The 24,924-nt window shown below is 64.7% G+C and carries 28 protein-coding genes and 2 tRNA genes; 14 read left to right on the top strand and 16 right to left on the bottom strand.

Annotated features, from left to right (window positions below; translation table 11 throughout):
- Positions 1–3 precede the first annotated feature (3 nt).
- From MY494_RS12145 to ebsA, 3 genes are read right to left on the bottom strand one after another with little or no spacing between them, the layout of a single operon-like run.
- Positions 4–516, bottom strand: a complete 513-nt coding sequence (locus MY494_RS12145) for a DNA-protecting protein DprA (protein WP_247910504.1) — start codon at positions 514–516, stop codon at positions 4–6.
- A gap of 38 nt (positions 517–554) precedes the next feature.
- On the bottom strand, positions 555–1,658 hold the full coding sequence (locus MY494_RS12140) for a phosphotransacetylase family protein (RefSeq protein WP_247910503.1): 1,104 nt from the start codon (positions 1,656–1,658) through the stop codon (positions 555–557).
- A 24-nt stretch (positions 1,659–1,682) separates the two neighbouring features.
- Positions 1,683–2,120 carry a type IV pilus biogenesis protein EbsA gene (gene ebsA, locus MY494_RS12135; RefSeq protein ID WP_247910502.1) on the bottom strand — a complete coding sequence of 146 codons (438 nt, stop codon included), beginning with the start codon at positions 2,118–2,120 and terminating at the stop codon, positions 1,683–1,685.
- Between ebsA and MY494_RS12130 the strand changes: the two genes are divergently transcribed.
- The gene (locus tag MY494_RS12130) at positions 2,101–2,847 is read left to right on the top strand and encodes an SDR family NAD(P)-dependent oxidoreductase (RefSeq protein WP_247910501.1); all 747 of its coding nucleotides are present in this window, start codon (positions 2,101–2,103) and stop codon (positions 2,845–2,847) included. The two genes, ebsA and MY494_RS12130, sit on opposite strands and share 20 nt — an antisense overlap.
- Here MY494_RS12130 and map read toward each other — a convergent pair.
- Positions 2,844–3,710: a type I methionyl aminopeptidase gene (gene map, locus MY494_RS12125; protein WP_247910500.1), complete on the bottom strand. Its 867-nt coding sequence runs from the start codon at positions 3,708–3,710 to the stop codon at positions 2,844–2,846. The genes MY494_RS12130 and map overlap by 4 nt on opposite strands.
- 82 nt (positions 3,711–3,792) lie before the next feature.
- Here map and MY494_RS12120 point away from each other — a divergent pair, with 82 nt between their 5' ends.
- From MY494_RS12120 to gltX, 6 genes are all read left to right on the top strand, one after another.
- A complete protein-coding gene (locus MY494_RS12120) occupies positions 3,793–4,098 on the top strand; it encodes a peptidase (protein ID WP_247910499.1) in 306 nt (101 codons plus the stop codon).
- Between the two features lie 43 nt (positions 4,099–4,141).
- The gene (rplS, locus tag MY494_RS12115) at positions 4,142–4,645 is read left to right on the top strand and encodes a 50S ribosomal protein L19 (protein ID WP_247910498.1); all 504 of its coding nucleotides are present in this window, start codon (positions 4,142–4,144) and stop codon (positions 4,643–4,645) included.
- Positions 4,646–4,737: 92 nt separating this feature from the next.
- Positions 4,738–4,810 (top strand) — tRNA-Trp (locus MY494_RS12110).
- 37 nt (positions 4,811–4,847) lie between these two features.
- Complete coding sequence (locus MY494_RS12105; RefSeq protein WP_006043540.1) at positions 4,848–5,036, top strand: hyperconserved protein Hcp; 189 nt, start codon at positions 4,848–4,850, stop codon at positions 5,034–5,036.
- Positions 5,037–5,243: 207 nt separating this feature from the next.
- Positions 5,244–5,317, top strand: a tRNA-Asp gene (locus tag MY494_RS12100).
- Between the two features lie 23 nt (positions 5,318–5,340).
- On the top strand, positions 5,341–6,777 hold the full coding sequence (gltX, locus tag MY494_RS12095) for a glutamate--tRNA ligase (RefSeq protein ID WP_247910497.1): 1,437 nt from the start codon (positions 5,341–5,343) through the stop codon (positions 6,775–6,777).
- On the opposite strand, the gene MY494_RS12090 is transcribed toward gltX, so the two are convergent.
- Genes MY494_RS12090 through MY494_RS12080 form a run of 3 tightly spaced genes read right to left on the bottom strand, consistent with a single transcriptional unit; the run spans position 6,682 to position 8,811 of the window.
- The gene (locus MY494_RS12090; protein ID WP_247912054.1) at positions 6,682–7,959 is read right to left on the bottom strand and encodes a cation:proton antiporter; all 1,278 of its coding nucleotides are present in this window, start codon (positions 7,957–7,959) and stop codon (positions 6,682–6,684) included. The genes gltX and MY494_RS12090 overlap by 96 nt on opposite strands.
- Positions 7,949–8,200, bottom strand: coding sequence for a hypothetical protein (locus MY494_RS12085; protein ID WP_247910496.1), 252 nt, complete (start codon positions 8,198–8,200; stop codon positions 7,949–7,951). Before MY494_RS12085 ends, MY494_RS12090 begins: the two co-directional genes overlap by 11 nt.
- On the bottom strand, positions 8,197–8,811 hold the full coding sequence (locus MY494_RS12080) for a DUF1643 domain-containing protein (RefSeq protein WP_247910495.1): 615 nt from the start codon (positions 8,809–8,811) through the stop codon (positions 8,197–8,199). The genes MY494_RS12085 and MY494_RS12080 overlap by 4 nt, the downstream gene beginning before the upstream one ends.
- Here MY494_RS12080 and polA point away from each other — a divergent pair.
- The 3 genes from polA to MY494_RS12065 are packed head-to-tail and all read left to right on the top strand — an operon-like array spanning position 8,761 to position 13,910.
- Positions 8,761–11,709, top strand: coding sequence for a DNA polymerase I (polA, locus tag MY494_RS12075; RefSeq protein WP_247910494.1), 2,949 nt, complete (start codon positions 8,761–8,763; stop codon positions 11,707–11,709). The genes MY494_RS12080 and polA overlap by 51 nt on opposite strands.
- Positions 11,706–13,148: a cysteine--tRNA ligase gene (cysS, locus tag MY494_RS12070; protein WP_247910493.1), complete on the top strand. Its 1,443-nt coding sequence runs from the start codon at positions 11,706–11,708 to the stop codon at positions 13,146–13,148. The genes polA and cysS overlap by 4 nt, the downstream gene beginning before the upstream one ends.
- A 39-nt stretch (positions 13,149–13,187) precedes the next feature.
- Positions 13,188–13,910 carry a hypothetical protein gene (locus tag MY494_RS12065; RefSeq protein WP_247910492.1) on the top strand — a complete coding sequence of 241 codons (723 nt, stop codon included), beginning with the start codon at positions 13,188–13,190 and terminating at the stop codon, positions 13,908–13,910.
- A gap of 7 nt (positions 13,911–13,917) precedes the next feature.
- Here the strand turns inward: MY494_RS12065 and MY494_RS12060 are convergent, their stop codons facing one another.
- The 3 genes from MY494_RS12060 to MY494_RS12050 are packed head-to-tail and all read right to left on the bottom strand — an operon-like array spanning position 13,918 to position 16,506.
- Positions 13,918–14,133: a hypothetical protein gene (locus MY494_RS12060; RefSeq protein WP_247910491.1), complete on the bottom strand. Its 216-nt coding sequence runs from the start codon at positions 14,131–14,133 to the stop codon at positions 13,918–13,920.
- A 23-nt stretch (positions 14,134–14,156) separates the two neighbouring features.
- The gene (locus MY494_RS12055; RefSeq protein ID WP_247910490.1) at positions 14,157–15,515 is read right to left on the bottom strand and encodes a sodium-dependent transporter; all 1,359 of its coding nucleotides are present in this window, start codon (positions 15,513–15,515) and stop codon (positions 14,157–14,159) included.
- 52 nt (positions 15,516–15,567) lie between these two features.
- Positions 15,568–16,506, bottom strand: coding sequence for a DUF368 domain-containing protein (locus MY494_RS12050; RefSeq protein ID WP_247910489.1), 939 nt, complete (start codon positions 16,504–16,506; stop codon positions 15,568–15,570).
- 75 nt (positions 16,507–16,581) lie between these two features.
- Here MY494_RS12050 and MY494_RS12045 point away from each other — a divergent pair, with 75 nt between their 5' ends.
- Together MY494_RS12045 and MY494_RS12040 are read left to right on the top strand one after the other, a co-directional pair.
- Positions 16,582–17,805 (top strand): 1-deoxy-D-xylulose-5-phosphate reductoisomerase, encoded by a 1,224-nt coding sequence (locus MY494_RS12045; protein WP_247910488.1) that lies wholly within the window; start codon positions 16,582–16,584, stop codon positions 17,803–17,805.
- A gap of 8 nt (positions 17,806–17,813) precedes the next feature.
- Positions 17,814–18,155: a ferredoxin gene (locus tag MY494_RS12040; protein WP_247910487.1), complete on the top strand. Its 342-nt coding sequence runs from the start codon at positions 17,814–17,816 to the stop codon at positions 18,153–18,155.
- Here MY494_RS12040 and MY494_RS12035 read toward each other — a convergent pair.
- The 6 genes from MY494_RS12035 to MY494_RS12010 are packed head-to-tail and all read right to left on the bottom strand — an operon-like array spanning position 18,137 to position 22,949.
- Positions 18,137–19,144: a YheT family hydrolase gene (locus MY494_RS12035; protein ID WP_247910486.1), complete on the bottom strand. Its 1,008-nt coding sequence runs from the start codon at positions 19,142–19,144 to the stop codon at positions 18,137–18,139. The genes MY494_RS12040 and MY494_RS12035 overlap by 19 nt on opposite strands.
- Before the next feature lie 50 nt (positions 19,145–19,194).
- On the bottom strand, positions 19,195–20,610 hold the full coding sequence (locus MY494_RS12030) for an NAD(P)(+) transhydrogenase (Re/Si-specific) subunit beta (RefSeq protein ID WP_247910485.1): 1,416 nt from the start codon (positions 20,608–20,610) through the stop codon (positions 19,195–19,197).
- Positions 20,607–20,906, bottom strand: a complete 300-nt coding sequence (locus MY494_RS12025) for an NAD(P) transhydrogenase subunit alpha (RefSeq protein WP_010315729.1) — start codon at positions 20,904–20,906, stop codon at positions 20,607–20,609. The genes MY494_RS12030 and MY494_RS12025 overlap by 4 nt, the downstream gene beginning before the upstream one ends.
- A complete protein-coding gene (locus tag MY494_RS12020) occupies positions 20,903–22,051 on the bottom strand; it encodes an NAD(P) transhydrogenase subunit alpha (RefSeq protein WP_247910484.1) in 1,149 nt (382 codons plus the stop codon). Before MY494_RS12020 ends, MY494_RS12025 begins: the two co-directional genes overlap by 4 nt.
- Before the next feature lie 48 nt (positions 22,052–22,099).
- Positions 22,100–22,768: an SDR family oxidoreductase gene (locus MY494_RS12015; RefSeq protein WP_247910483.1), complete on the bottom strand. Its 669-nt coding sequence runs from the start codon at positions 22,766–22,768 to the stop codon at positions 22,100–22,102.
- A gap of 4 nt (positions 22,769–22,772) precedes the next feature.
- Positions 22,773–22,949: a hypothetical protein gene (locus MY494_RS12010; RefSeq protein WP_247910482.1), complete on the bottom strand. Its 177-nt coding sequence runs from the start codon at positions 22,947–22,949 to the stop codon at positions 22,773–22,775.
- 116 nt (positions 22,950–23,065) lie between these two features.
- Between MY494_RS12010 and MY494_RS12005 the strand changes: the two genes are divergently transcribed.
- Positions 23,066–24,550: a DEAD/DEAH box helicase gene (locus tag MY494_RS12005; RefSeq protein ID WP_247910481.1), complete on the top strand. Its 1,485-nt coding sequence runs from the start codon at positions 23,066–23,068 to the stop codon at positions 24,548–24,550.
- Between the two features lie 97 nt (positions 24,551–24,647).
- Entirely contained in the window at positions 24,648–24,893 is a 246-nt protein-coding gene (locus MY494_RS12000) for a hypothetical protein (protein ID WP_247910480.1), read from the top strand.
- The last annotated feature ends 31 nt before the right edge of the window (positions 24,894–24,924 follow it).

The following is a 24,924-nucleotide window of genomic DNA, read 5'->3' as shown; positions in this document are numbered from 1 at the left end:
GGGTCAGTCGAAGTACATCAGGCTGACCACCTTGCCCATGTCCTCAGCCGTACGGCAGCTCGTCAGAAGGGTTTCACTGTCGTGAAAGGCGAAACAGATCAGCTGATCGCAGCGGCGAATGATCTCCTGATTGCAAAGGCTGCTGGCCATTGGCAACGGCAACTCGTCGTTCTCAGGTTTCTCGACGAGATGCAGCACCCGATCGAGCTGATCGCGTGACTCCTTGGGTTGACGGTCAAGGCTTTGCGGCAGGAGCACCGTCAGGCGGGACGGGTCAATTTCAAGGACGCCGCGAATCACAGCCGCATTCACGCCCTGGGAGCCCGACGTAATCAAGTTGTGCCCTTCTTGGGCGAGGGAGCGGGCCACCAACTCCACCAAGTGAACCGAGACCACCGGAACATGGCGACTTCCGAGGATCGCGATGCGACGCTTGCTCCGGTCCTGAAGCATCGCCAGCTCTTGAGCCAGGGTGTCGATCCGGTCGAGGGCAGGCAAATCGAGAGACCGGGTCAACGCAAAAACACCAGCTGACGCTTCGAAATTAGCAGTGTTTATGCAGCAACAGGCAGTCGTAGACGACTAAAAAGTCGCTCAAAATCGCAATGCTCTTCCACCAGCCGGAAGGCATAGGTGGCCTTCACCGATTCATGCAGCCTGACTTGGCCGAAGGCATTTTCGATCACACCAACGGTGGTCAAGGTGTCGTGATCGACCTTGAGCAACGGAACCTCAAGTTCCTCCGCCCGGGAGATCAGCTGAGGAAGTGGGTCGCCAGCCCCCGTGAGAATCAAACACTGGGTTGAAGCCTCCAGTGCCGCCAATTGAATATCGGTGCGGTCCGCGCCGGTTACCACGGCCATGTTGCGGCGGCGGCGGAAAAACTCCATGGCGGAGTTCACGTTCATGGCACCAATGGACAGGGTCTCCACCAGCAGATCGTGCCGCTCCGGGCAGCAGAGGGTGCGGGCATCGAGCCGGCGGGCCAGCTCCTCAACGGTGACGCTGCGCAGGAGGGGCGAGCGGGGCATCACCCCCAGCACCGGCAACCCCAACCGCTCCAGCGCGGGGACCACATCGGAGCGCAGGGCTGTGACCTGAGCGGGGGGAACGCCATTCAGAACCACTCCAGCCAGGAGATCTCCCAACTGATCGCGGGCTGCCAACAGCGGCTCGACGCTGCTGCTGTCCTCCCATGCATGAACCAGGAGCACAGGGGCCTTGAGACCTTGCGCCACCTGGGCCAGGCTCAGCCCATAGAGCCGACCGTCATTGAGGCTGCCCGAGGCCTCCATCAGGGTCAGATCATCCGCAGAGGATTGCAGTTGCTGCTGCAGCTGCTGAAAACCCGCACCGGGCTGAAGGTCCCCATCCAACAGGCGCGCGCGGGCCGCCTCTGCGTCCTTGAGATGGACCGAAGGAACCAGCTGGTCCCCCTTCAAACCAAGAATCTGACCAACGAAGCGCACATCGTCGTCAATCAAGGGGGCCGACCCGTCTGCGCTGTCAGCCAGGGGTTTACCAAGCCGGACCTTGACCCCCCGCTGCAGCAGCTGGCGGGCCATGCCAAGCACCACCGCCGATTTGCCGCTAAAGGGCGCACAGGAACCGATCAGCAGGGCGGGGGAAGCGTGATTCGCCGCATTGCCCTGGACCATGTGACCCCAGTTGTTGTATTGAATCTAAGGGGTACCGGGACTTGGACTGGGTTCAAGACCCAGTAACAACCATTGCCAGAAACTGTCCGGCAGATCCCTCGCCCCCTCTGGTCCCGTGCGATCCATCAACCAGAGCACCAGCGCAGAGGTGGCCACAGAACAGGAATATGTCGCCCCCGGCAACGCTGGCGACGGGCGAGACGGATCAGCCTCCACCACCAGCTGCAGCTGCGCTGGCTCCAGTGGGGCCACCCCCGCTGTCCAGCTCAGGCGAAAGGGCCGCTGTCCGTCTGGCTTGAGTTGACGCACCCCCGAGCAGGAGCCGCGGGCCAAGGTCTCGAGCGCTTGCTCCAGCTCCTCCGGGCGCTCGCTCCCCTGGCAATAGGGAGCGAACAAGGCCACCAGCCCCGCCGACATGCCAGCAACGTCCTCTGCACCGAGGATGGCGCAAGCTGAGGCCATCGCCCACCGCTGCATGGGACTGACGCGCTTTCAAGGTCGCACCGTTGCCATCACTGGAGCTAGCGGCAGCCTGGGGCGCGCCCTACTGCTGCAGCTGGATGCAGCCGGTGCTCAGCTGATTGCTCTGACCAGCAGCGATCAACCGCTGCGCCTGGAGCGCAGCAATGGTGACCCCGTACCCCTCGAGCAGGTGCGCTGGAGCGTCGGCCAGGAGCAGGCCTTGAGCGGCGTTCTGGCACGCGTCGACATTCTTCTGATCAACCATGGCGTGAACTGCCATGGCGAGCGCAGCCCCGACGCCATCGAGCGCTCATTGGAGGTCAATGCCCTGAGCAGCTGGAGGTTGTTGGAGGTGTTTGCCCAGCAGGACGACGGCAAGACTCCCCGCGAGATCTGGATCAACACCTCGGAAGCCGAGATCCAAGCCGCGCTTAGCCCGATCTATGAGATCAGCAAGCGACTTCAGGGCCAACTTCTTAGTCTGCGCAGCCTGGACCTGGCCAGTGAAACCTTCCGCATCCGCCGCCTGGTCCTGGGACCATTCCGATCAGCTCTCAATCCGATTGGATTGATGTCAGCGGATTTTGTCGCCCGGGAAATCCTGCGGCAGGCCCACTGGGGGGTGGGGTTGGTGATCGTGACCCCCAACCCCCTGACCTATCTCTTGATGCCCTTGGCCACCTTGAGCCGCTGGGCCTATTTCCGCGTGGTCAGCAGCCGGTCTTAGAAGTCCCTGTCCGTCAGGATTTCGCAGCCGTCGCTGGTCACCACAATCGTGTGCTCCCACTGGGCCGAAAGGCTGCCGTCAACGGTCACGACGGTCCAACGATCCTTCAGGGTGCGGCAGATCTTGCTTCCTGCATTGAGGATCGGCTCCACCGCCAGGGTCATCCCGGGCCGCAACTTCATGTTCGGAAGCTCCCGGGTGCGGTAGTTGAAGACTGAGGGCTCCTCGTGCAGGTTGCGGCCTACGCCATGGCCGGTGTAGTCCTCCACCACGGCAAAGCCGTTGGCCTCGACATGGTCCTGAACGGCACCAGCCAGATCCATCAGGGTGCTTCCGGCCTTCACCGTGGCCAGGCCCTTCATCAAGGACTCCTGGGCGACTCGCGCCAGGTCCTGGGCCTCCTTTGAAGCCCCCTCGCCCACCAAGAGGCTGATGCAGCTGTCGCCGTGGTAGCCGTCGAAGTAGGCACCGGTGTCGACCTTGACCAAGTCTCCGGCCTTGATCACCCGCTTGTTGCTGGGGATGCCGTGGACGACCTCGTTGTTAATGGAGGCACAAATGCTGGCGGGAAAACCGTGGTAGCCCTTGAAGCTGGGCACCGCACCCATCTCGCGAATCCGCTTTTCCGCGTGGGCATCGAGATCGCCGGTGGTCATGCCCGGCTGGGCGAGCTCCATGATCTCGCGCAGGACCGTGGCCACGATCCGGCTGGCCTGGCGCATCGTCTCGATTTCGCGAGCGCTCTTCACTTCAACGCCCCGGCGGCTCTTCTGAATCCGAGGACCGGTCTGGGTCGCCACCGACTGGGGCACCTGACCCTGATCCTTCTGCGTGGCGGCCAGCAAATCAGCAAAGAGGTTCATCGCGCCAGAGCAGGCCTGCTCTCCGCAAGTTAGAACCTGAGGCCTGATCTGTGCTGCCACCAACAGCCCTGGCCGTGCCCCAATGAAAGCGACCCTGGCCTGGATGCGACGGCTGCATGCCGCGCTGGCGCCCGTGGTGGTGCTTCCACTCCTGCTGACGGTCTGCAGCGGCATGGCCTACCGGCTGCTCAAAGACTGGGGGGGCTTCGGTCGAGACCAGGTGCACTGGCTGATGGTCTTGCACGAAGGGGAATGGCTGGGCCCAGCTGCTGAGCCGATTTACGTCCTGCTGAATGGCCTCGGTCTGCTATGGATGCTCGTGACGGGCTCCACCCTGGCGATCCGCCGGCTGTGGCGCCTTCGCCCCCGAGATCCGGGGGCACCCTGAGCCAGTACACTGGTTGTTTGGCCAGGCGTTTCACGGAGCTGGGATGGCAGCGGATTCCAAGGACATGACTGACGAGATCAAGAACGAAGAGACCCAGGAAGCCGCCGGCAACGAGGCTGCAACTGACTCCGCCGTGGCTGTGGCCGAAAAGCCTGCTGCTGCAAAAGCAACCGTGGGCAAGCTCAGTGCCCACGCTCTGATGCAGGCCTTCGAGGCCGAGCAGATCGCTAAGAACCCCAAGGAACTCCCCGACATCTATGTCGGTGACACCGTCCGGATCGGCGTTCGCATCACCGAGGGCAACAAAGAGCGCGTTCAGCCCTTCGAGGGCGTGATCATCGCCAAGCGCCACGGCGGCCTCAACGAGACCATCACCGTTCGCCGCATCTTCCAAGGGATCGGCGTTGAGCGCGTCTTCATGATTCACAGCCCCCAGGTGGCTTCCATCAAGGTGGAGCGTCGCGGTAAAGTGCGCCGGGCGAAGCTCTTCTATCTGCGCGACCGGGTGGGCAAAGCCACTCGCGTTAAGCAGCGCTTCGATCGCTGAGGCCAATCGCCTTCAGCACCACGGCCACTTCGTTCTGTTGTGGCCACTAAAGACCTCTGAACTTCAGTGGTCTTCGAGGGGACATCGGCCCTGCGCCGTTAGTTCAGTTGGTAGAACGCAGGTCTCCAAAACCTGATGTCGGGGGTTCAAGTCCTCCACGGCGCGTTCGATGTCCCCTACCTGCAGTCTCTCGTTTCCGGACATGGAGTTGGATCTACAGCCCGGTGATGTCGTCAAGGTTCTGGAATCTGCCGCCCTCGGCTGGGTTCGTGCCCGGGTGATCCGCGTCAAATCCGGCGGTCGCGTGGTCGTCCAAAGCGATCAAGGCCGTGAGTTCACTGCCCGCGGCAATCAGGTCCGCCTGATCGAACCCGCCGGTTTCCGCCCCTGAACTTTGAGCACCGCTCATCACTGTTGAAAAGCCCGCCAATGGCGGGCTTTTTTATGGCTCAAACCCGGGGCCAGTTCATAAGGTTTGCCGTCTTCATCGCTGAGTGTGTTGACGGAGGGCAGGGCGACAACGGATACTTTTGTGGTCGCTGACGCGGCACGGCTGGGAACGCAAATCCCAGACGTAGAGAGCTCTCAGAGCACTCAAGGGACTGTAGTTCAACCGGTTAGAGCACCGCCCTGTCACGGCGGAAGTTGCGGGTTCGAATCCCGTCAGTCCCGTTTCCACCTTGAGGTCAACGCCAGTGACTGGAACTGGAGCGGCGGTCCGTGTGCGTCTCGCCCCCAGCCCGACTGGAACTCTCCACATCGGCACCGCCCGTACGGCAGTCTTCAACTGGCTCTTCGCCCGTCATCTCGGTGGCGATTTCCTGCTGCGGATCGAAGACACCGACAAGGAACGCAGCAGGCCCGAGTTCACCGCCAACATCCTTGAGGGCCTGCAGTGGCTCGGAATCGACTGGGACGCTGAGCCCGTGATTCAAAGCGAGCGAATCGATGCCCATCGGGCCGCCATTCAGCAACTGCTGGACTCCGGCAAGGCCTACCGCTGCTACGCCACCGAAGCTGAACTCACGGCGATGCGGGAGCAGCAGGCGGCAGCAAACCGCGCTCCCCGATACGACAACCGGCACCGCAACCTCAGCCCCGAGCAAGAGCAGGCCTTCATCGCCGAGGGGCGTGAAGCCACGATTCGCTTCCGCATTGATGACGATGCCGTCATCACCTGGAACGACCTGGTCCGTGGTGCCATGCGCTGGTCCGGCAGCGACCTGGGCGGAGACATGGTCATTGCCCGCCGGGCTCCGGCCGATCAAATCGGTGATCCCCTCTACAACCTCGTGGTGGTGGTCGATGACGCCGCCATGGCGATCAGCCACGTCATCCGCGGGGAAGATCACATCGCCAACACCGCCAAGCAGCTGCTGCTCTATGCGGCCCTTGGCGCGGCGGTCCCCGAATTTGCCCACACCCCTTTGATCCTCAACAAGGAGGGCAAAAAGCTCTCCAAACGGGACGGGGTCACCTCGGTCAATGACTTCCGCGAACAGGGCTACACCGCTGAAGCCCTAGCCAACTACATGACCCTGTTGGGCTGGTCCCCACCGGAGGGCATGGAGGAGCGCTTCAACCTCACCGACGCGGCCAAGGTCTTTGGTTTCGATCGGGTCAACAAGGCCGGAGCCCGCTTCGACTGGGACAAGCTGAACTGGCTCAACAGCCAGGTGCTGCACGAACGCAGCCCCGAGCAACTGCTGGCGGAACTGCAACCCCAGTGGAATGCCCTGGGCTGGGAGCACAGCGACGCCAACTGGCTGAAAGACCTTTGCGGCCTCCTGGGCCCATCGCTGGTCACCCTCAAGGACGGCATTGATCAGGCCCGGCCCTTCTTTGAGCGGCCCGAACTGAGTGAAGCCGCCCTGAAGCAACTCGAGGTTGAAGGGGCCCGTCCTGCCCTGAAGGCCCTGCTAGAGCACCTCCCCGAAGGCCCCCTAAGCACTGACGCCGCCCAAGCACTACTGGGTCAGGCCGTGGCTGATGCCGGAGTGAAGAAAGGGGTGCTGATGAAAACCCTGCGGGCCGCCCTACTCGGCAGCCTCCAGGGTCCCGATTTGCTCACCACCTGGCTGCTGCTCCAACCCAGCGGCGAGGCCAGAGCTCGCATCGAGCGCAGCCTCTAGGTCACTCTCAACAAGCCCCAGGCGACGGGCCAGTGGGGGAGCGGAGAGTCCCTGCACGGCGACGGTGATCAGGATGGTCAGGAACACCAGGCCCTTGAGCGCGCCACCGCCAGCGATGCCGGAGGCACTCAATTTCAGGGCAAACAGGCTGGCCACCGCTGCCGTCACGATCCCCCGCGGCGCGATCCAGCTGAGCATCAACTTGTCGCTCCAGTTCAGACCCTGCAGGCCCACCGAACCGGCCTGAACCACCAACCAACGGAACAGCATCAAGGCGGCCACACAACTCGCGCCGCCCCAGCCCAGGGGAGAGAGCTCACCCCAGGAGAGATCGGCCGCCAAGAGCGGGAACAGCACCGTGATCGCCAGCTGCGCCAGGTGGGCGATTAACGCATCGAGCGTGCTCGCTGCATCGTTCAGGAGCAGGCCCACCACGACCCCCGCTGACACCGCCGCCGGCAATCCCGCCTCCGGCAGGAGGGCCTGGGTGCCACTCACCAAGAGAAACAACACCCCCAGGCTCAGCTGCAACTTGAGCCCCTCGGCGTCGCTCGGCAGGCGCTCCAGCACCAGGACCAGTAGCCAGCCGCAGAGACTGCCGATCAACACCCCACCGCCCAAGCGCAGCAGCAACAGCGGCAGGACCTGATCCCACTGGGACAGATCACCCAGGGCTAACTGCAACAGCAGCAGGGCCAACACCGCCCCCACCGGCTCCAAGATCAACCCCTCAGCCTCCAAGACGTTGGCGAGCCGCGGCACCAGGCGCATCTGCTGCACCAGGGGAGTGATCACCGTGGGCCCCGTTCCCAGGGCGATGGCACCAAAGACCCAGGCCAAAGGCCAGGGCAGCCCCGCCAGTTCATGGGCCAAGAGCGCGCCACCCACCAGCCCGAGCAGGCCACGGGTCAGCACCAACTGCAACACCGTGCGCTGCAGGTCCCGGCCGGCCAAGCGCAGATTCAGGCCGCCATCGAAGAGCACCAAGCTGACCAGCAGCCCCACCAAGGACTCCAGCCCTCCCCCCAGGGTCTCGGGCTGCACCCAATCCAGCCCGGCATCACCGATGAACAGGCCCGCCGCCAGCAGCAACACCACCGATGGCCAGCCACTCAGACGGGCCAGCAGCTGAGCCAGGGCCCCAGCAAAGAAGGCAAAGCCCCAGATCAGCTCAGAAGTCATCGTCATCGAGGGCGCCAAACACTGGCTCCACTCGGATCCCCTTCACCGCACTGGGGCGCACCACCAGGTACTCACCGGGGAGCTCAGTGATCGGGACATTGATGAAGGCATCGGCCGGTCCGGCATTGAGCACCGTTCCGTACCACTGCTGAAAGGCGTCCAGGCTGGGGAAGTGCACCACCTGCTCATGGCCCCCGGACAGCAGCAGATGGATCGCGTAGCGGCTTGGGTTACGGGTCATCGGAGGGCGGAACCAGGCCGAAGCTCCTCCCCAGAATGGGTCAAACGCAGCGGCTGCGCAGCCTTGGCCGCATAGAGAGGATGCCGCGGCTGACCGCTGGCGGTCAGGCCCAGGGCCAGGAGCGGGACGTTCTGCTCGAGCAGAACGGGCAACACCGCTCGAGCCCGCCCCCGCCACTGTCCGCCATTCCCCCAGCCCAGCCAGACCGCAGACCCTGGAGCAGGCGTCAGGGCCCTCAGGCGCTGCTGCAACCACTGGTCGGTCTGCGAGCCGATCGGATCGGCGCTGCGCCGGAGCACCGCCGGAGTGGCGGAGATGCGTGAAAACAGGTTCAGGACCTCCAGTGCTCCATAGCCCCAGGCCTGAGCGAAGCCGATCAAGCGCCGCAGGGTGGGATCGTCCCGCTGACCATCGGCCCGGGAGGGATTCAGGCCGATGAACAGCAGGCGCGGGGCCCGCGGCTGCCACTGCCGCTCGAGCCACCAGCGATAACGGCCGCAGGGACTCAAGGCAGCACGGCCCGTTCTGCCAGGCTGGGTCCACTCGATTTCCAGGGCGTTTTGACCGGCGGCACCACCCTCAAACCCCTGCTGCTGCTGGTGGATGGCCACTCCCTGGCTTTTCGCAGCTTCTATGCCTTCAGCAAAGGAGGGGAAGGGGGACTGAGCACCAAAGAGGGCATCCCCACCTCGGTCACCTACGGCTTTCTCAAGGCCCTGCTGGACAACTGCAAAGGTCTGGCCCCCCAAGGGGTGGTCATTGCCTTTGACACGGCTGAACCCACCTTCCGCCATGAAGCTGACGAGGCCTACAAAGCCCATCGTGACGTAGCCCCAGAACACTTCTTCCAGGACCTGGGGAACCTGCAGCAGATCCTCGAGCAGTCCCTCGATATCCCCCTCTGCATGGCACCCGGCTACGAGGCCGACGATGTCCTGGGAACCCTGGCCAACCGTGCGGCCAACGACGGTTGGAGGGTGCGGATCCTCTCGGGGGATCGTGACCTCTTCCAGCTGGTGGATGACGAGCGCGACATCGCCGTCCTCTACATGGGTGGCGGTCCCTACGCCAAGAGCAGCGGCCCCCTGGAGATTCGCCGCGACGGCGTCGTGGCCAAGTTGGGAGTCACCCCTGAAGAGGTGGTGGACCTCAAGGCGCTCACGGGCGACAGCAGCGACAACATCCCCGGAGTCAAAGGGGTGGGCCCCAAGACCGCCATCAACCTGCTCAACGCCCATGGCGATCTCGATGGGATCTACACCGCGCTGGAGGAGCTCGAAGCCGCAGGCCCCAAGGCCAAAGATCCCAAGGGAGCGCTGAAAGGCGCCCTACTGGGCAAGCTCAGCAATGACCGGGAGAACGCCTACCGCTCGCGGATGCTGGCGGAAATCCTGGTAGACATCCCGCTCCCCAAAGACCCGCGTCTTCCCCTGGGGTCAGTCAAGAGTGACTCCCTGGCCGAAAGCCTGGAGGAGCTGGAACTGTTCAGCCTGCGGCGGCAGGTCAACAGCTTCGCCACGGTCTTCTCCAACGACCCCCCAGCGGCAACAACCACAACCACAGCCGACCCGGTAGCCGCGGCCGACGCCCAACCCGAGCCACTCCAGGAGAGCGGCCATCGCAGCAGCGAGCCCCCAGCCCTGGAGCCCCAACTGATCACCAGCACCGAAGCCCTCGAGGCCTTGGTGCAGCGGTTGCTGGGATCCAGCGACCGGCAGAGCCCGGTGGCCCTCGACACCGAAACCACCAGCCTCAATCCCTTCCAAGCCGAACTGGTGGGCCTCGGCCTGTGCTGGGGCGAGGGCCTCAGCGATCTGGCCTACATCCCGATCGGCCATCAGGCCGAACTCAGCGATCCACCCCAACTGCCCCTCGATCAGGTGCTGGGGGCCCTGGCCCCCTGGCTGAGCAGCGCCGAGCACCCCAAGACCCTGCAGAACGCCAAGTACGACCGGCTGATCCTTCTGCGCCATGGCCTGGCCTTGGCCGGAGTCGTCATGGACACCCTGCTGGCGGACTACCTGCGGGATGCGAACGCCAAGCATGGCCTGGAGCTCCTGGCCCAGCGCAATTTCGGCTTCTTGCCCACCAGCTACAGCGAACTGGTCCCCAAGGGCGCCAACTTCTCGGCGGTCCCCATGGCCCAGGCCGCCCTCTATTGCGGCATGGATGTCCATGTCACCTACCGCCTGACCCCACTGCTGCGGGGACAGCTGGAGGCGATGGGTCAACCTCTGGCGAAGCTGCTCGATCAGGTGGAGCTGCCCCTGGAGCCGGTGCTGGCCCAGATGGAAGCCACCGGAATTCGAATCGACACCGACTACCTCGGTGAACTCAGCCGGGAGCTCAAGGCAACCCTCGAGCGGTTGGAGACGGAAGCCAAGGACGCCGCCGGTACCGAGTTCAACCTGGCCTCACCCAAGCAACTGGGTGAGCTCCTGTTCGACACCCTCGGGCTCGATCGCAAGAAATCACGCAAAACCAAGACCGGCTGGAGTACCGACGCGACGGTGCTCGAGAAGCTGGAGGACGCCCATCCGGTGGTGCGCCTGGTGCTGGAGCACCGCACCTTGAGCAAGCTCAAGAGCACCTATGTCGATGCGCTCCCGGCCCTGATGGAGCCTGAGACAGGGCGAGTCCACACGGACTTCAACCAAGCGGTCACCGCCACTGGACGGCTCTCCAGCAGCAACCCCAACCTGCAGAACATCCCCGTTCGCACCGAGTTCTCCCGGCGGATCCGCAAAGCGTTTCTGCCCGAGGCCGGCTGGACCCTGATCAGCGCCGACTACTCCCAGATCGAGCTGCGGATCCTGGCCCACCTCTCTGGCGAGGAGGTGCTGGTAGAGGCCTACCAAAACGGGGACGACGTCCATGCCCTGACAGCCCGGCTTCTGTTTGAGAAGGAGGAGGTCAGCAGCGACGAGCGCCGCTTGGGCAAGACGATCAACTTCGGGGTGATCTACGGGATGGGCGTTCAGCGCTTTGCCCGTGAGACCGGTGTGAGCCAGGCCGAAGCCAAGGAGTTCCTGAGCAAATACAAGCAGCGCTACCCGAAGGTCTTTGCCTTCCTGGAACTGCAGGAGCGCCTGGCCCTCAGCCGGGGTTACGTGGAAACAATCCTGGGGCGCCGTCGCCCCTTTGCCTTTGACCCCAGCGGCCTGGGCCGACACCTCGGCAAGGACCCCCTGGAGATCGAACTCGACGTGGCACGCCGCGGAGGCATGGAAGCCCAGCAACTCCGAGCCGCCGCCAATGCCCCAATCCAGGGCTCCAGCGCCGACATCATCAAGCTGGCCATGGTGCAGCTACATCAACGGTTAGCGGAAAGCGCCCTGCCGGCGCGCCTACTGCTGCAGGTGCATGACGAACTGGTGCTGGAAGCGGCGCCGGAGGCCCTCGATCAGGTGGTGACCCTCACGCGTGAAACCATGGAGCGCGCGGTGACCTTGTCTGTGCCCCTGGTGGTGGAGACCGGTGTTGGCCCCAACTGGATGGAAGCGAAATGACCCTGCGGCTCACCAACACCCTCACCCGCCGCGTCGAGGAGTTCAAGCCGATCGAGACCGGCAAGGTCAGCATCTATTGCTGCGGCGTCACGGTTTATGACCTCTGCCACCTGGGCCACGCCCGCAGCTACATCGCCTGGGACGTTCTGCGCCGCTACCTGCGCTGGAGCGGCTATGCGGTGACCTTCGTGCAGAACTACACCGACATTGACGACAAGATCCTGAACCGTGCCAGCGAGGAGGGGACCTCGATGGAGGAAGTCAGCGAGCGCAATATCGACGCCTTTGTCGCCGACATGGGGCGCCTGAACATCCTCCCGGCCGACCGGATGCCGCGGGCCACCCGCAGCCTCGATGCAATTCGCACCTTGATCAGCGAACTGGAGGCCAAGGGCGCCGCCTACTCCGCCGATGGGGACGTCTACTTCGCCGTGATGAAGCATGCCGGCTACGGCAAGCTCAGCGGCCGCGATCTCGAGCAGCAGCAGGACAACGCCGCCGGTCGGGTTGCCAGCGCGGAAGAAGCCCGCAAACAACATCCCTTCGATTTCGCCCTCTGGAAGGGAGCCAAACCGGGGGAGCCCAGCTTCTCCTCCCCCTGGGGCCAGGGCCGTCCGGGCTGGCACATCGAGTGCTCAGCGATGGTGCGCGAGGAACTGGGGGAGACCATCGATATCCACCTCGGTGGCGCGGACCTGGTCTTCCCCCACCACGAGAACGAGATCGCCCAATCGGAAGCCGCCACCGGCAAGGAGCTAGCCCACTACTGGCTCCACAACGGCATGGTCAATGTGGGCGGCCAAAAGATGTCGAAATCCCTCGGCAACTTCACCACAATCCGGGCGCTACTGGATTCCGGGGTCTCGCCGATGACCCTGCGCTTGTTCACCCTCCAGGCCCACTACCGCAAACCGCTGGACTTCACCGCCGAGGCCCTTGAGGCCGCAGCCACCGGCTGGAAAGGTCTGAACGTCGCCCTGGGCCTGACCGTTGGAACCACTCGGTCGCAGTCCGAGCTACCCGTCCCATTGCAGGAGGCCCGAAAGCGCTTTGCTGCAGCCATGGACGACGACCTCAACACCTCCGCCGCCCTGGCGGTGCTGTTTGAGCTCGCCAAACCGCTGCGGGGTCTGGCCAACCGGATCGAGCGCGGTGACGCCAGCGCGAGCAGCGAACTCGAGCAGGCCAGCAGCCAGCAGCAACTGGCCTTGCTGCTAGAGCTCGCCGCGGTGGTTGGGCTCCAGCACGAACCGCAAGAGACCGCGGGAGCCACAGGGGGTCTCGAGGATCGGGCGATTGAAGCCCAGATCGAAGCGCGCAGAGCGGCCAAGGCCGCAAAGGACTTCGCCGCAGCCGACCAGATCCGCAATGACCTCAAGGCCCAGGGCATCGAGTTGATCGACAAACCCGGCGGCATCACCGAATGGCTGAGGAGCTGAACGCTCAGCAGACTTGGCCCAAGGTTGATTGGATCGCTCATGCGGCACCTCAGCACCGCCCTCGGTGGACTTGGCCTCTGCGCCGTCTTGGGTCTTCCGGGGCAGCCCCCTGCTTTTGCTGCAGAGCCAGCCGCAAGGGAAGCGCAAGCAATCAGCCGTTTCGTTGGGGTTTGGGCCCTCACTGACAGCCGCAACAACTTGTTCAATGTGCGGGTTTACGCCGATGGCAAGGCCGTCAGCACCGTCGGCACGGCAGGGGTCCCGAACGCCGGCTCGACGCAACTGAGGGATGCGGAATTCCGGGAGTTAGGCCAGTGGAGCAGCTGGGGGAATGGCATCCGCGTCGACTACAGCGATGGCTGGAGCGACTGGATCTACGTCAGCCCCAGCGGCTTGAGCCACTCGGCCTGGAGCCCGGGCCAATCCCGCAGCGAACAACCCTCCAACTTCGGAACCGCGGTCAAGCTCCAGGGGGCAGCGGCGGATGCTGTGGGGGTCTACAGCTTCCCGCCGGCACAGCCAGGGCTCCCTCCCTACACGGCAGCGCTGCTCTCCAATGGCCTGGCTTTCAACAGCATTGACTCCCAATCGGGTGGCGTCTGGCACCTCAACGGCGACACCGTTGTGATCCAGTGGATTAGCGGCTGGCGTACGGACATGAGTTTGGCGCCGTCCAACCGCCTGGAGTTACGGCACTGGGCACCTGGCGCAAACCGCCAAGGTCCGCCAACGGCGGTGCGGCAGGCGCAAGTGATCGAGTAGTGCGCCCTCAGCTCTTCGGAGCCTGCTGATCGCGCATCATTTTTTCGATCTTGCGGATCCGGGTGGCGGTGGTGCTCCAGACCTCCTTTTGAAAGCCCGGCTCACACTCCTCCACCAGCGTCTCGATCGGCTCGCCCCGCTCAAAGGCCTCCCACAGCTGACGCTCCAACTTTGCCCGCTCAATGAAGTTGAAGCGCTGGAGCCACTGGGGACCGATGGCCATAGGACGAGAAAAGCTGGGATCAGTTAAGCGCCAGAAGCGCTCCAGCTCTTGGCCAAGTCGATGATCGAGATCAGCAGACCCAAGCTGATGGCTGGCACGGAGATCCAACGCAGGGCCCAGCGCAGCAGCCGCACCAGCTCCGGCGACGACCCCGACTCGATCAGATCGCTGCGGAAGCGATCGGGCACCTGCCAGCCCAGCAGCAGGGCCATGAGCAGGCCACCGGCGATCAGGCAGACGCCACCGAAGAGGGCATCCATCCGCTCGAGCACCGCGACATCCAGGCAGGACGGCAAGCCGATGACGGCGATCAGCAACACCATCAGCCAGACCGCCCGGGAGCGGCTCCAGCCCAGGCGATCCATCAGCGAACTCACCGGGACCTCCAGCAGGGACACCGATGAGGTGATCGCGGCCACGTAGGCCAACAGGAAAAACACCGCGGCCACCACCCGGCCGCCGCCACCCAGGGAAGACAGCCCTGTCGGAAGGCTGATGAACAGGGTGCCCACGGTGCTGCCGCTCACCACATCCACCAGGCCAAAGCTGGCCACCAGCGGGAAGGTGATGCAGCCCGCCATCAGGCCGACGGCAGTGTCCATGCCCACCACCGCCACCGCTTCCCCAGGAATGGGGCTGCGGCGCTGGAGATAGGTCGAATAGGCCAAGATCGCTCCGATTCCGGTGCCGATCGAGAAGAAGGCCTGGGTGAAGGCGTTGCGAATCGTGGTCAGGTCCGTGAGCTTGCTTGTGTCCCAACGCAGCAAGAAGCCGCTGTAGCCCTGATGGGCCCCGGGCAAAAAGGCAGCCCAGATCACCAGGGCCAGCAGGAGGACGAACAGCAGCGGCATGGCCCAGCGGGTCAGGCGCTCAATGCCGGCCTTGATGCCAGCGGCCACCACCACCCCGGTGAGGGCCAGGCTGATCAGGTGCCCCAACACCGCGTCCCCTCCGCTGCTGATGCCGGCAAAAAACCGTTCAGCCGCGGGGATATCGGCCGGGAGCGGAGCACTCAGGGCATGGACCAGGCTGCGGCCGGTCCAGCCCATCAAGACGGCGTAGTAGCTGAGGATCCCCACCGCGGCAGCCATGAACAGCCATCCCAGCGGGGCCCAGCGGCGCCCGCCGGCGGTGATCGGCGCCAGTAGGGGGGCATGGCCCGTGCTGCGCCCCAGGACCATCTCGGCCACCAAGACCGGCAGACAGACCACCGAGACGATCAAGAGGTACAGGAGCACAAACGCCGCGCCGCCCCCCTGGGAGGCGCGGTAGGCAAATCCCCAGAGGTTGCCCAGGCCAACGGCACTCCCCGCCGCGGCCAGAACAAAACCAAGGGAGGACCCCCACTGCTCGGGGGGATGACCGCGATCACCGGGGGCCATTCAAGGGACTGCAAGCAGCCCCCAGTTTCCCCGGCACGGCAAGGGAGCGGCCTCAGCCCCCCATTTCCGCGGCTCCCATGCGCTGTTGAACCTGCTCAAGACCCAGCACCAGCAGCACCCCAAGGCCCATCAACAACAGGGCCATTGCGAAGGCCGAACCGCTGGGGGGCGCCGCCAGGGCGTCCCGCAACACGATCAACTTGCCCTTCGCGTTGGTGGTGCTCTCCAGCACGGTGCGGAAGGGCCAGATCTTCCAGAGGGAACCGGCCATGAAGCCCATCAGCAGGGCGACGGTCTGGCCATGCCAGCGCTTCAGCAGCCAGCTCAGCAGACGCACAAACAGCAGCAGTCCCGTCGCACAGCCCAGGGCGAAGGGCACCAAGGTCGCCAGATCCAAGGCCTTCACCCCCTCCATCACGTGCTGGTACTGCCCCAGCACCAGCAGCAGAAAGGAGCCCGACACACCGGGGAGGATCATCGCCATGATTGCCACCGCACCGCTCCAGAAGATGGTGAAGGGGTCATGGGGCATGGTCACCGGAGTCCGGGTCACGAGGACCAACGCCGCCACCACACCGATCACCATCGCCACCAGGCCGGCAGCCCCCCAATGGGCATGACGGGCGATCAGCACGATCGAGCCCAGGATCAAGCCAAAGAAGAAGGCAAAGAGCAGAACCGGCTGGTTCACATAGAGCCAGGTGATCGGGCGCACCAGCACCAGAACTGAGCCGAGCAGACCGGCCAGCAGGGGCACCAAAAACCCCAAGTGCACCCGCGCGGCCGCCTCTGCCCAAGCACCGCGGCGCAGCAGGGCAAGAAACTCGAAATCAAAGCCCGAGATGGCCTCCAGCAGGGTGCCGTAGATGCCCAGGATGAAGGCCATGGTGCCTCCGGAAACCCCCGGAACCACATCGGCAGCCCCCATGGCGAAGCCACATCCCAGGACGTAGGGCCAGCGCTGGGGCGCCGCCGGGTTCTGCTCGGCCATCGCGGATCAAAGGAGTGCCGGCAACGCTACGCGCCTGGAAATGGGAAACTGGCCGCAGACCCCTGGAGCTCCGCCGTGAAAGCCCTCTCCGTGCTCGGCTCCACTGGATCCATCGGCACCCAAACCCTGGAGATCGTCGAGGAGTTTCCCGATCGCTTCCGCGTGGTCGCCCTGACGGCCGGGAACAACCTCGATCTCCTGATCCGCCAGATCCAGAAGCACGCCCCTGAGGTGGTGGCCCTGGCGGATGAGGCCAAACTCCCCGCCCTACAAGAACGCCTCCAGGCCCTCGGCCCCGCTGAGCGGCCAGCCAAATTGCCGGAGTTGGTCGGTGGCTCCGACGGACTCTGCACGGCTGCGGCCTGGTCCAGCGCTGACCTCGTGGTCACCGGCATCGTCGGCTGCGCTGGCCTGCTGCCGACCTTGGCCGCGATCCGCGCCGGCAAGGACCTGGCCCTGGCCAACAAGGAGACCCTGATTGCGGCCGGTCCGGTGGTACTACCGGAACTGGCCAAGAGCGGCTCGCGCCTGCTGCCCGCCGACTCCGAGCACTCCGCCATCTTCCAGTGCCTGCAGGGCACGCCCTGGGCCGACACCGCACGCCTTTCCACGGGGGTTCCCACCCCAGGGCTGCGCCGGATTCAGCTGACCGCCAGCGGCGGTGCCTTCCGCGACTGGGACGCGGCTGATCTGCACAAGGCCACCGTGGCCGATGCCACCAGCCACCCCAACTGGAGCATGGGGCGCAAGATCACGGTCGATTCCGCCTCCTTGATGAACAAGGGCCTGGAGGTGATCGAGGCCCACTACCTCTTTGGCCTGGACTACGACCACATCGAGATCGTCATTCACCCGCAGTCGATCATCCACTCGATGGTGGAGCTGGCGGATTCCTCCGTGCTGGGGCAGCTGGGTTGGCCGGACATGAAGCTGCCGATCCTGTACTGCCTGAGCTGGCCGGAGCGCCTCGAGACCCCCTGGCGCCGCCTGGATCTGACGGAAGTGGGTCAACTGACCTTCCGCAAGCCCGATCCCGCCAAGTACCCCTGCATGGAGCTGGCCTATGCCGCCGGCAGAGCCGGTGGAACGATGCCCGCCGTGATGAACGCTGCCAATGAACAGGCCGTGGCGCTCTTCCTCGAGGAGCGGATTCACTTCCTGGACATTCCAAAATTGATCGACGCGGTCTGCGATCGCCACAAGACCGACCTCATGGCCCACCCCTCCCTGGAGGATGTGCTCGCAGTCGACGCCTGGTCCCGTCAGGCGGTGCGTGAGGCTGCAGCCGTCTCGGTTTGAGTCAGCCGTTGATTCAGCACCATCTGCTGCTGTGCGCGACCCCGGCCAAGGCGCTCTGCAGCCCTGATCCAGCCGTTGGCCTGGAAAGCTGGAACACCCTCAAGCGACTGGTGCGGGAGTGGGGACTTGAAGATCCGTCCCGCGCGGACGGGATCGTGCTGCGCAGCAAGGCGGACTGCCTGCGCATCTGCGCCGAGGGGCCGGTGCTGCTGATCTGGCCCGAAGGAATCGTCTACGGCGGGGTCACTGCCGAGCGCATCGAGCGGATCCTGAAGGAGCACGTCATCGGCGGTACTCCCATCGAGGACTGGATCGTCAAACGGATGCCGTTTCAGCCCAGCAAACGCTGAAACCATCGGGCCGTGAGCTGATCGGTCCAGCAGCCACCGCGGCCGTGGAAGCCGTTGTGTCCACCCTTGGCCGTCAGCAGCACCTGGAAGCGCTCGTCCTGGATCGCTTCGAGTGTGCGGGTGGGCTCCACGGGCACCCAGGGATCATCCTCGGCATGGATGAGCAAGGTGGGCGGCAGCTGGCTTCTGTAGCGGGCCTCCTGCAGGCGCCAGAGGGGACTGGCCTGGCGGTAGTAGTCATCCACCGAGGCATAGCTCCAACGGGGAGCCGTAATCGCCGCATCGAAGGCGCGGATGCTCGGCAGGGGTCCCTCGAGGGCTTGCCGTTCGGTGGCCGTGACCCCGAAGGGGTCGGCCAGGGTCTGGGCCACCAGCCGCTTCAAGAGCCAGTGCTGGTAGATGCGGTTGCGGGGCCGTTCGATCTGGCGCGAGCAGCTCTCGAGATCCACCGGAGAGCTGATGGTGACCAGCCCATCCAGGAGTGGCGCCTGGGGATCAAGGCCTGCCGTCCGGCGCTCCACTGACGTGGAGGTCAGGGCATTGAGCAGCTTGGTCCCGCCCAGCGAAATCCCCATCCCCAAGAGAGGGCGGCCGGCGGCCAAGGTCCGGGCCTGGCGCAAGACCGGCAGCAGATCGCGATTGCTATTGGCCGCATAGGTGCCACGGGCCAGGGTCCGTCCAGAGCCTGCCCCCCGCATGTTCAGGCGAAGCACGGCAAAGCCGGAGCGCTGGAGGGTGTCCCCCATTCGCCTGAGCCCGCCGCGCTCACTGGATCCGCCCAGGCCATGCATCAACAGCACCAACCCCAGGGGCTCCCCTGTCAGGGGGCCGTCCCATTTGGCCAGCAGTTGGTCGCCATTGCCCACATCAAAGGGCAGGGGGTGACCTCGATCCGCAGGTAGATCGATCGGGCGGAAGCTGTCCCTGAGGGTTTGCAGATCACCGTTCCACCAGGGAAAGCGAGGCTGAAAGGGAGGCTCACCGTCCATGAAAAAGGGGCCCGGAGGACCCCCGATGCTGATCGATTGTGAGGACCGGATCAAGCGGCCTTACCGACGCCCTGGCTACGCAGTTCAGCGCAGAGACCTTGCAGCACTGCCTTGGCATCGCCGAAGACCATGGCGGTTTGGGGCAGCTCGAAGAGGGCGTTCTTGATGCCGGCATAACCGGCGCCCATGCTGCGCTTGACCACGAACACCTGACGGGCCCCGTCCACCTCGAGAACGGGCATGCCGTAGAGGGGGCTATTGGGGTCGTTCTTGGCGTCGGGATTCACCACATCATTCGCGCCCAAGACGATGACCACGTCGGTGCGGGGGAACTCGGGGTTGATGGTGTCCATCTCGAGCAGCTGCTCGTAGGGGACATCGGCTTCCGCCAGGAGGACGTTCATGTGACCCGGCATGCGGCCGGCCACCGGGTGGATGGCGTAGCTGACTTCGGAGCCATTGGCTTCGAGCATCTTCGCCAGCTCACGCAGGGCGTGCTGGGCCTGGGCCACCGCGAGGCCGTAGCCAGGAACGAAGACCACGCGCTCAGCGCTCTCGAGGGCCATGGCGCATTCCTCGGGGCTGCAGCTGACGATCCGGCTGTAGCCAGCCTCATCGCCACCACCGCCGACGGGGGCGCTGCCACCGAGGGCACCACCAAAGAGGACGCTCACCAGGGAGCGGTTCATGCCGGTGCACATCACCTGGGTGAGGATCAGGCCAGCGGCACCGACCATGGCGCCGGCCACGATCAGCAGTTGGCTACCGACCACGAAACCAGCGGCAGCGGCAGCCACGCCGGAATAGGAGTTCAGCAGCGAGATCACGACGGGCATGTCGGCGCCGCCGATGGGCAGGGTCACGCCAATGCCCAGCAGGCTGGAGGCCACAACCAGCAGCCAGAGGGAGGAACCAGCGGGGTCACCGGGGAGGGCGAAGGCACCCACCAGGGCCGCAACGGCGATGGCGATATTCACGCCATGGCGCACCTGGCTTTGGGTCCAGCCGGGGGTATCGATCCAACCCTGCAGCTTGCCCATCGCCACGATGGAGCCGCTGAAGGTGATCGAACCGACGAAGACAGAGATCACGATGGACACCAGGGCCACCATGTCCGACTCAGCGGAGTTGTAGAGGGCCACGGCAATGGCCACCAGCAGGGAGGCCATGCCACCGCAGCCGTTGAAGAGGGCGACGGTCTCCGGCATGGAGGTCATCGGCACCCGGCGAGCGGTGAGCAGACCCAGCAGACCGCCGGCAGCCGTGCCGACTGCGATCCAAAGCCACGCCACCGGTGCGGGCTGCAGCTGAATCAACAGACCCACCACTGCCAAGCCCATGGCCAGGGCAGCCAGGCCGTTAGCGGAGCGGGCGGAACGAACCTTGGAGAGGCCCTTGAGGCCCAGGGCCAGCAGCAGGACTGCCAGCAGGTCAATCAGATAACCAAACAGCGCGAGGCCACTCATCGGCGTGCTCCTGACTTCTTGCGGCTGAACATGGCGAGCATGCGGTCGGTCACGAGGAAGCCCCCGATCACGTTGAACAGGGCAAAGCCCAGGGAGACCGCGCCGAGGATCAGCATCCCGGGATTGCCCTGGGCCTGAGCGATCAGGGTCAGGGAGGCCAGCACGGTGATGCCACTGATGGCGTTGGCACCGCTCATCAGGGGGGTGTGCAGGGTGGGGGGCACCTTGCCAATCAGTTCCAGACCCAGGAGGCTGCCGAGCAGCAGCACCCACAGGGCTTCATTCAGGCTGCTCATGCAGCACCTCCGGCAGATTCAGGGGCGTTGTGGCTGAACAGGCAGCCAGAGACGATCTCATCGTCGAGATCGAGATTCACCGAGGAAGCCCCCTCGGCGGTGGTGTTGAGCAACAGCTCCAACAGAGCGGCGATGTTGCGGGAATAGAGGGCGCTGGCGTGGTTGGCCACGCTGCAGGGCAGCCCGTCACCGGCGACCAGTTGAACGCCGTGACGGAAGACGGTCTGACCAGGCACCGTGCCTTCGCAGTTGCCGCCCTGAGCGACTGCCAGGTCAACCACAACACTGCCGGGGCGCATGTGTTGCAGCATCGCGTCGTCGATCAGGCGCGGGGCCTTCTTGCCCGGCACCTGGGCGGTACAGATCACCATGTCAGCCAGGGCCAGCTGCTCGGTGAGTTGACGGCGCTGCTCAGCCAAGAACGCCTCAGTGGCCTGCTTGGCGTAGCCACCCGATTCACCGGGCTTTTGATCCAATTCAGGGGGATCGATGAAGCGGCCACCCAGGGACTCCACCTGCTCCTTGGCGGCGGGGCGCACGTCACTGACGTAGGCCACAGCTCCGAGTCGACGGGCCGTCGCCAGGGCCTGGAGGCCGGCCACACCGGCGCCCAAGATCAGCGCCCGAGCCGGCTGAATCGTGCCGGCGGCGGTCATCAGCATCGGTACGTAGCGATCCAGCGCTGCCGAAGCGAGCAGAACCGCTTTGTAGCCAGCGATATTGGCCTGGGAGGAGAGCACATCCATGCTCTGGGCCCGGCTAATCCGAGGCAGCAGCTCCAGGGCCAGTGCGGTCACCCGACCGGCCTCAAAGCGCTGCTTCAGCGCGTCGTTGCCGTGGGGCTCCAGGAGGCCAAGGAGCAGAGCGCCGGGCTTCAGCGAAGCAAGTTCGGAGCGCTGCTGGGCCAGATCTGAGCCCTGGACAGCGAGGACCACGTCGGCTTGGGACCACTGCTCAGTACTGGGGTCCACCAGTGCAGCACCGGCGTCCGCATAGGACGCGTCGTCGTAACCACTGGCCTGACCAGCGCCGCGCTCGATGGCAAAGGTGCAGCCGCGTGCCGCCAGACGGCGCACGGTTTCGGGAGTGGCCGCAACCCTGGTTTCACCAGGTCGGCACTCCCTTGGCACTAAAACACGAATCAATGTCTCGACCCTGGGTTGAGGCAGATTCGCATACGGCCGGAAGCGTTCTCAAGCCAACCAGCTGGCAAGCGCAGGGGGTTCAGACGCGGGAGAGTCCGGGACCGCACTCGTGATCTCAACAATGCGTCCGACGCTGGCCGGAGCCTCCAAGGCATCCAGGCAAACCCGGGCCACCAAGCGGCGCGGAAGACTGCCGTCCTGCTGTTGATCCGCGCCGGAGAAACGCAGGTGCTGAGCGGCGAGGTCCTCCTCGGCTTCCTTCAGGCCACCGGGACGAACGATCGTGACGTCCAGCCCGCTCTGCTCGAGCCACTGCTCACCCAGACGCTTCCAGACCAGGATCAGCCCAAAAAGGTTGAGGGGGTGCAGCCATCGACCCGCACAGAGCGAACTGACGAGCACCACGCGCTTGAGCCCCACGCTGCGGCAAGCCTCAAGCTGCTGACGCACCCCTAGGGCGTCCACTTTGAGGGGACCCAGCAAATCGATGCTGGGACGGGCACCTGTAGCGATGACCAGGGCGTCGCAGCCGCGCAGGGCCTCCTGCAGGGCTGCGCCATCACTCAAGTGGAGGCGATGGATCTCGGCTCCCTCTAAACCCGGCGGAAGACTCGAGTCAGGTCGGACGATCGCTCGAACCTCGGAACCACGGGCCAGGGCTTCGGCGACGACTCTCCAACCGGTTTTGCCGGAGGCGCCAGTGACCGCCACACGCATGGGCTCAGAACAGAGGCAGGAGCTCCTGTTCTAAGCAGCGGGCGTGGGGACTTGAGCCCTGCCGGCGCAGCATGCGGGCCCGAAGGATCATGGGATCGAGATCGCACTCCAAACTCAGCGCCAGCTCGAAGCGCTGCCGGAGCTCATCGGTGCTCAGCGAAAACAAAGAACGCTCATCCATGGGCAACAGGGGCAAAGCCCGGGAGCGGGTGATGGCCGGAAGTTAGTGCCTCCAGCGCCGATGCGAATAGGTAGAAGTGCCCAACTTTTTTGGCCGAATCCCCACACAATGGCGGCATGCCATCGCTGTCGTTTGATCTGCGCGTCCCCAAGCGCGCTCCTGCCGCTGCGGAGGAGTCCGCAGCAGTGGAGCCGCGGCCGCTCAGCAACCTGCAGCCGCGGCAGTGGCAAATCCAGCTGATCCAACTGCTGCGGCGCCGACTGGAAACCCGTCAGGGCAGTGACGTCCTGATCAACGCCGGGCCTGGGGCCGGCAAAACCCTGGGGGCCCTGCTGAGCTTCGAGCGGCTGCTCCGGGAAGGCCGGCTTGCTCGCTTTTTGGTGTTCTGCCATCGGAGCTCCATCGCCGCCCAGTGGATCTCCTCGGCGGAGCGCCTCAACCTGAAGCTCAAGGACTGGCAACCAGGACTCAGCGCCAGCGATCTTGCGGACAGCGATGGCCTGCTGATCACCTATCAGGCTGCTGGGCGCAACCTGAAGTCCCTCGAGCAGGAACTCCAGCACTGGGACTGGGGTTCCTGGCTGGCCATTGCCGATGAGGTGCACCACCTGGGGGTTGACCCGGAGGAACCGGAGGCGACGGCCTGGGGCCACGCCTTTAGCCGCCTGAGCCAAAGCGCTCAGCTACGGCTGGGGCTCACCGGGACACCGTTTCGCGCCGACAACCTCGGCTTCTGCGCAGCCCGGCGGATTCAGGTCCATGACGGCCAGGAATGGGTCGAGCAGATTGCTCCCGACCTCAGCGTCGAGCCCCGGGAATTGATCCAAGCCGGTGATGTCCGCCCCCTGGAATTCCGCTTCCAGGACGGCTGGGTGGACCATGGCCGTCGGGGGGAAGTAGGGGACACCGAGCGCTCACCGCTCTCCCAGGAAGAGCGGGAAAGCTGGCGGGCGCGGAACCTACGGCGGGCCATCCGCCTGGGGGACAGCAGCAGCATTGCTTTACGCCTGCTGCTCAATGCCCGCAAACGGATCGAGGCGGTGCGGCGGGAGCACCCGGAAGCTGGCGGCCTGGTGGTGGCCCGTGACATCGCCCATGCCCGCAGAATTTGCGGGCTGCTGGAGGAGGAGGGGGACCGGGTTCAGCTGGTGCACTCCCAAGACCCTGAGGCGCCCGAGCGAATGGAGCGCTTCAAAGCCGGGGACTCCGACTGGCTGGTGAGCATTGACATGTGCGCCGAGGGGTTCGACGCCCCCAGGCTGCGGGTGGTGGCCTATCTGACCACCGTTGTGACCCGCACGCGCTTCGTGCAGGCCATCACGAGGGCTGTTCGAATGAACGGTGAGCGCGCCCTCGCCGAAACCGTCCCCAGGCACCCGTCCTACGTCTTCGCACCGGCTGATCCGCTGCTGATGCAGTACGCCCGCACCTGGTCCCTCAGCGAGCCCTACGTCCTTCGACCCAAGAACAACGAGACTGTTGAAGAAGCAAGTGGCCAAAGCCGAGGCGCCAGCCTGCCGCTGCAGGCCGTGGAGGATGGAGCCGGAGGGGTAATTCGCGTGCGTGGCCCACGCCTACCCGACTTCTTGATGCATCAATGACTACATCGAATATGCAGCAATTAATGCGACGTTGTGCGTACTAACCACTGGAGGCGGCACCTGAGCTGTCAACGTGGTCTCAACCGCAAGGGGAACCATGCACGGTTCAATCCAACGGCGGATCACCGTCGCAACAAATTGGGCGGTCACTCGCATTGCTTGCTTGGATGATCGCGAGCTCTACGAAGACAGCTACGCCCTGACAGAGGAGTTCCGGGAATGGATCCTCTGCTCTGACGACCAACCCGAACTCCTTCAGGACCAAGTTTTGATGGTCCCCAACTTCGAGAAGTTCCCAGAGAGCGAAACCAGCAGCGAATCCGACGGCCTGCTTGAAATCTAAAGAGAATCTTTAGAGCGATCTCTTTATTTGC

Source organism: Synechococcus sp. A10-1-5-1 (assembly GCF_023115425.1).
GTDB lineage: Bacteria > Cyanobacteriota > Cyanobacteriia > PCC-6307 > Cyanobiaceae > Vulcanococcus.
The sequence above is the reverse complement of the archived record's forward strand: the minus strand, read 5'-3'. Positions and strand labels throughout refer to the sequence as shown.

What these genes read in the sequence shown, in the direction of transcription:
- MY494_RS12130 (WP_247910501.1), top strand. Translation starts at nt 2,101, where the DNA reads ATGGCGCAAGCTGAGGCCATCGCCCACCGCTGCATGGGACTGACGCGC.
- MY494_RS12060 (WP_247910491.1), bottom strand. Translation starts at nt 14,133, where the DNA reads ATGGCCATCGGTCCCCAGTGGCTCCAGCGCTTCAACTTCATTGAGCGG.
- MY494_RS12090 (WP_247912054.1), bottom strand. Translation starts at nt 7,959, where the DNA reads ATGACTTCTGAGCTGATCTGGGGCTTTGCCTTCTTTGCTGGGGCCCTG.
- rplS (WP_247910498.1), top strand. Translation starts at nt 4,142, where the DNA reads ATGGCAGCGGATTCCAAGGACATGACTGACGAGATCAAGAACGAAGAG.
- ebsA (WP_247910502.1), bottom strand. Translation starts at nt 2,120, where the DNA reads ATGGCCTCAGCTTGCGCCATCCTCGGTGCAGAGGACGTTGCTGGCATG.
- MY494_RS12010 (WP_247910482.1), bottom strand. Translation starts at nt 22,949, where the DNA reads ATGGATGAGCGTTCTTTGTTTTCGCTGAGCACCGATGAGCTCCGGCAG.
- MY494_RS12050 (WP_247910489.1), bottom strand. Translation starts at nt 16,506, where the DNA reads ATGGCCGAGCAGAACCCGGCGGCGCCCCAGCGCTGGCCCTACGTCCTG.
- MY494_RS12025 (WP_010315729.1), bottom strand. Translation starts at nt 20,906, where the DNA reads ATGAGCAGCCTGAATGAAGCCCTGTGGGTGCTGCTGCTCGGCAGCCTC.
- MY494_RS12035 (WP_247910486.1), bottom strand. Translation starts at nt 19,144, where the DNA reads ATGGACGGTGAGCCTCCCTTTCAGCCTCGCTTTCCCTGGTGGAACGGT.
- MY494_RS12005 (WP_247910481.1), top strand. Translation starts at nt 23,066, where the DNA reads ATGCCATCGCTGTCGTTTGATCTGCGCGTCCCCAAGCGCGCTCCTGCC.
- MY494_RS12000 (WP_247910480.1), top strand. Translation starts at nt 24,648, where the DNA reads ATGCACGGTTCAATCCAACGGCGGATCACCGTCGCAACAAATTGGGCG.
- MY494_RS12140 (WP_247910503.1), bottom strand. Translation starts at nt 1,658, where the DNA reads ATGGTCCAGGGCAATGCGGCGAATCACGCTTCCCCCGCCCTGCTGATC.
- MY494_RS12105 (WP_006043540.1), top strand. Translation starts at nt 4,848, where the DNA reads ATGGAGTTGGATCTACAGCCCGGTGATGTCGTCAAGGTTCTGGAATCT.
- map (WP_247910500.1), bottom strand. Translation starts at nt 3,710, where the DNA reads ATGAACCTCTTTGCTGATTTGCTGGCCGCCACGCAGAAGGATCAGGGT.
- MY494_RS12015 (WP_247910483.1), bottom strand. Translation starts at nt 22,768, where the DNA reads ATGCGTGTGGCGGTCACTGGCGCCTCCGGCAAAACCGGTTGGAGAGTC.
- cysS (WP_247910493.1), top strand. Translation starts at nt 11,706, where the DNA reads ATGACCCTGCGGCTCACCAACACCCTCACCCGCCGCGTCGAGGAGTTC.
- MY494_RS12055 (WP_247910490.1), bottom strand. Translation starts at nt 15,515, where the DNA reads ATGGCCCCCGGTGATCGCGGTCATCCCCCCGAGCAGTGGGGGTCCTCC.
- MY494_RS12065 (WP_247910492.1), top strand. Translation starts at nt 13,188, where the DNA reads ATGCGGCACCTCAGCACCGCCCTCGGTGGACTTGGCCTCTGCGCCGTC.
- MY494_RS12030 (WP_247910485.1), bottom strand. Translation starts at nt 20,610, where the DNA reads ATGAGTGGCCTCGCGCTGTTTGGTTATCTGATTGACCTGCTGGCAGTC.
- MY494_RS12120 (WP_247910499.1), top strand. Translation starts at nt 3,793, where the DNA reads ATGAAAGCGACCCTGGCCTGGATGCGACGGCTGCATGCCGCGCTGGCG.
- MY494_RS12085 (WP_247910496.1), bottom strand. Translation starts at nt 8,200, where the DNA reads ATGACCCGTAACCCAAGCCGCTACGCGATCCATCTGCTGCTGTCCGGG.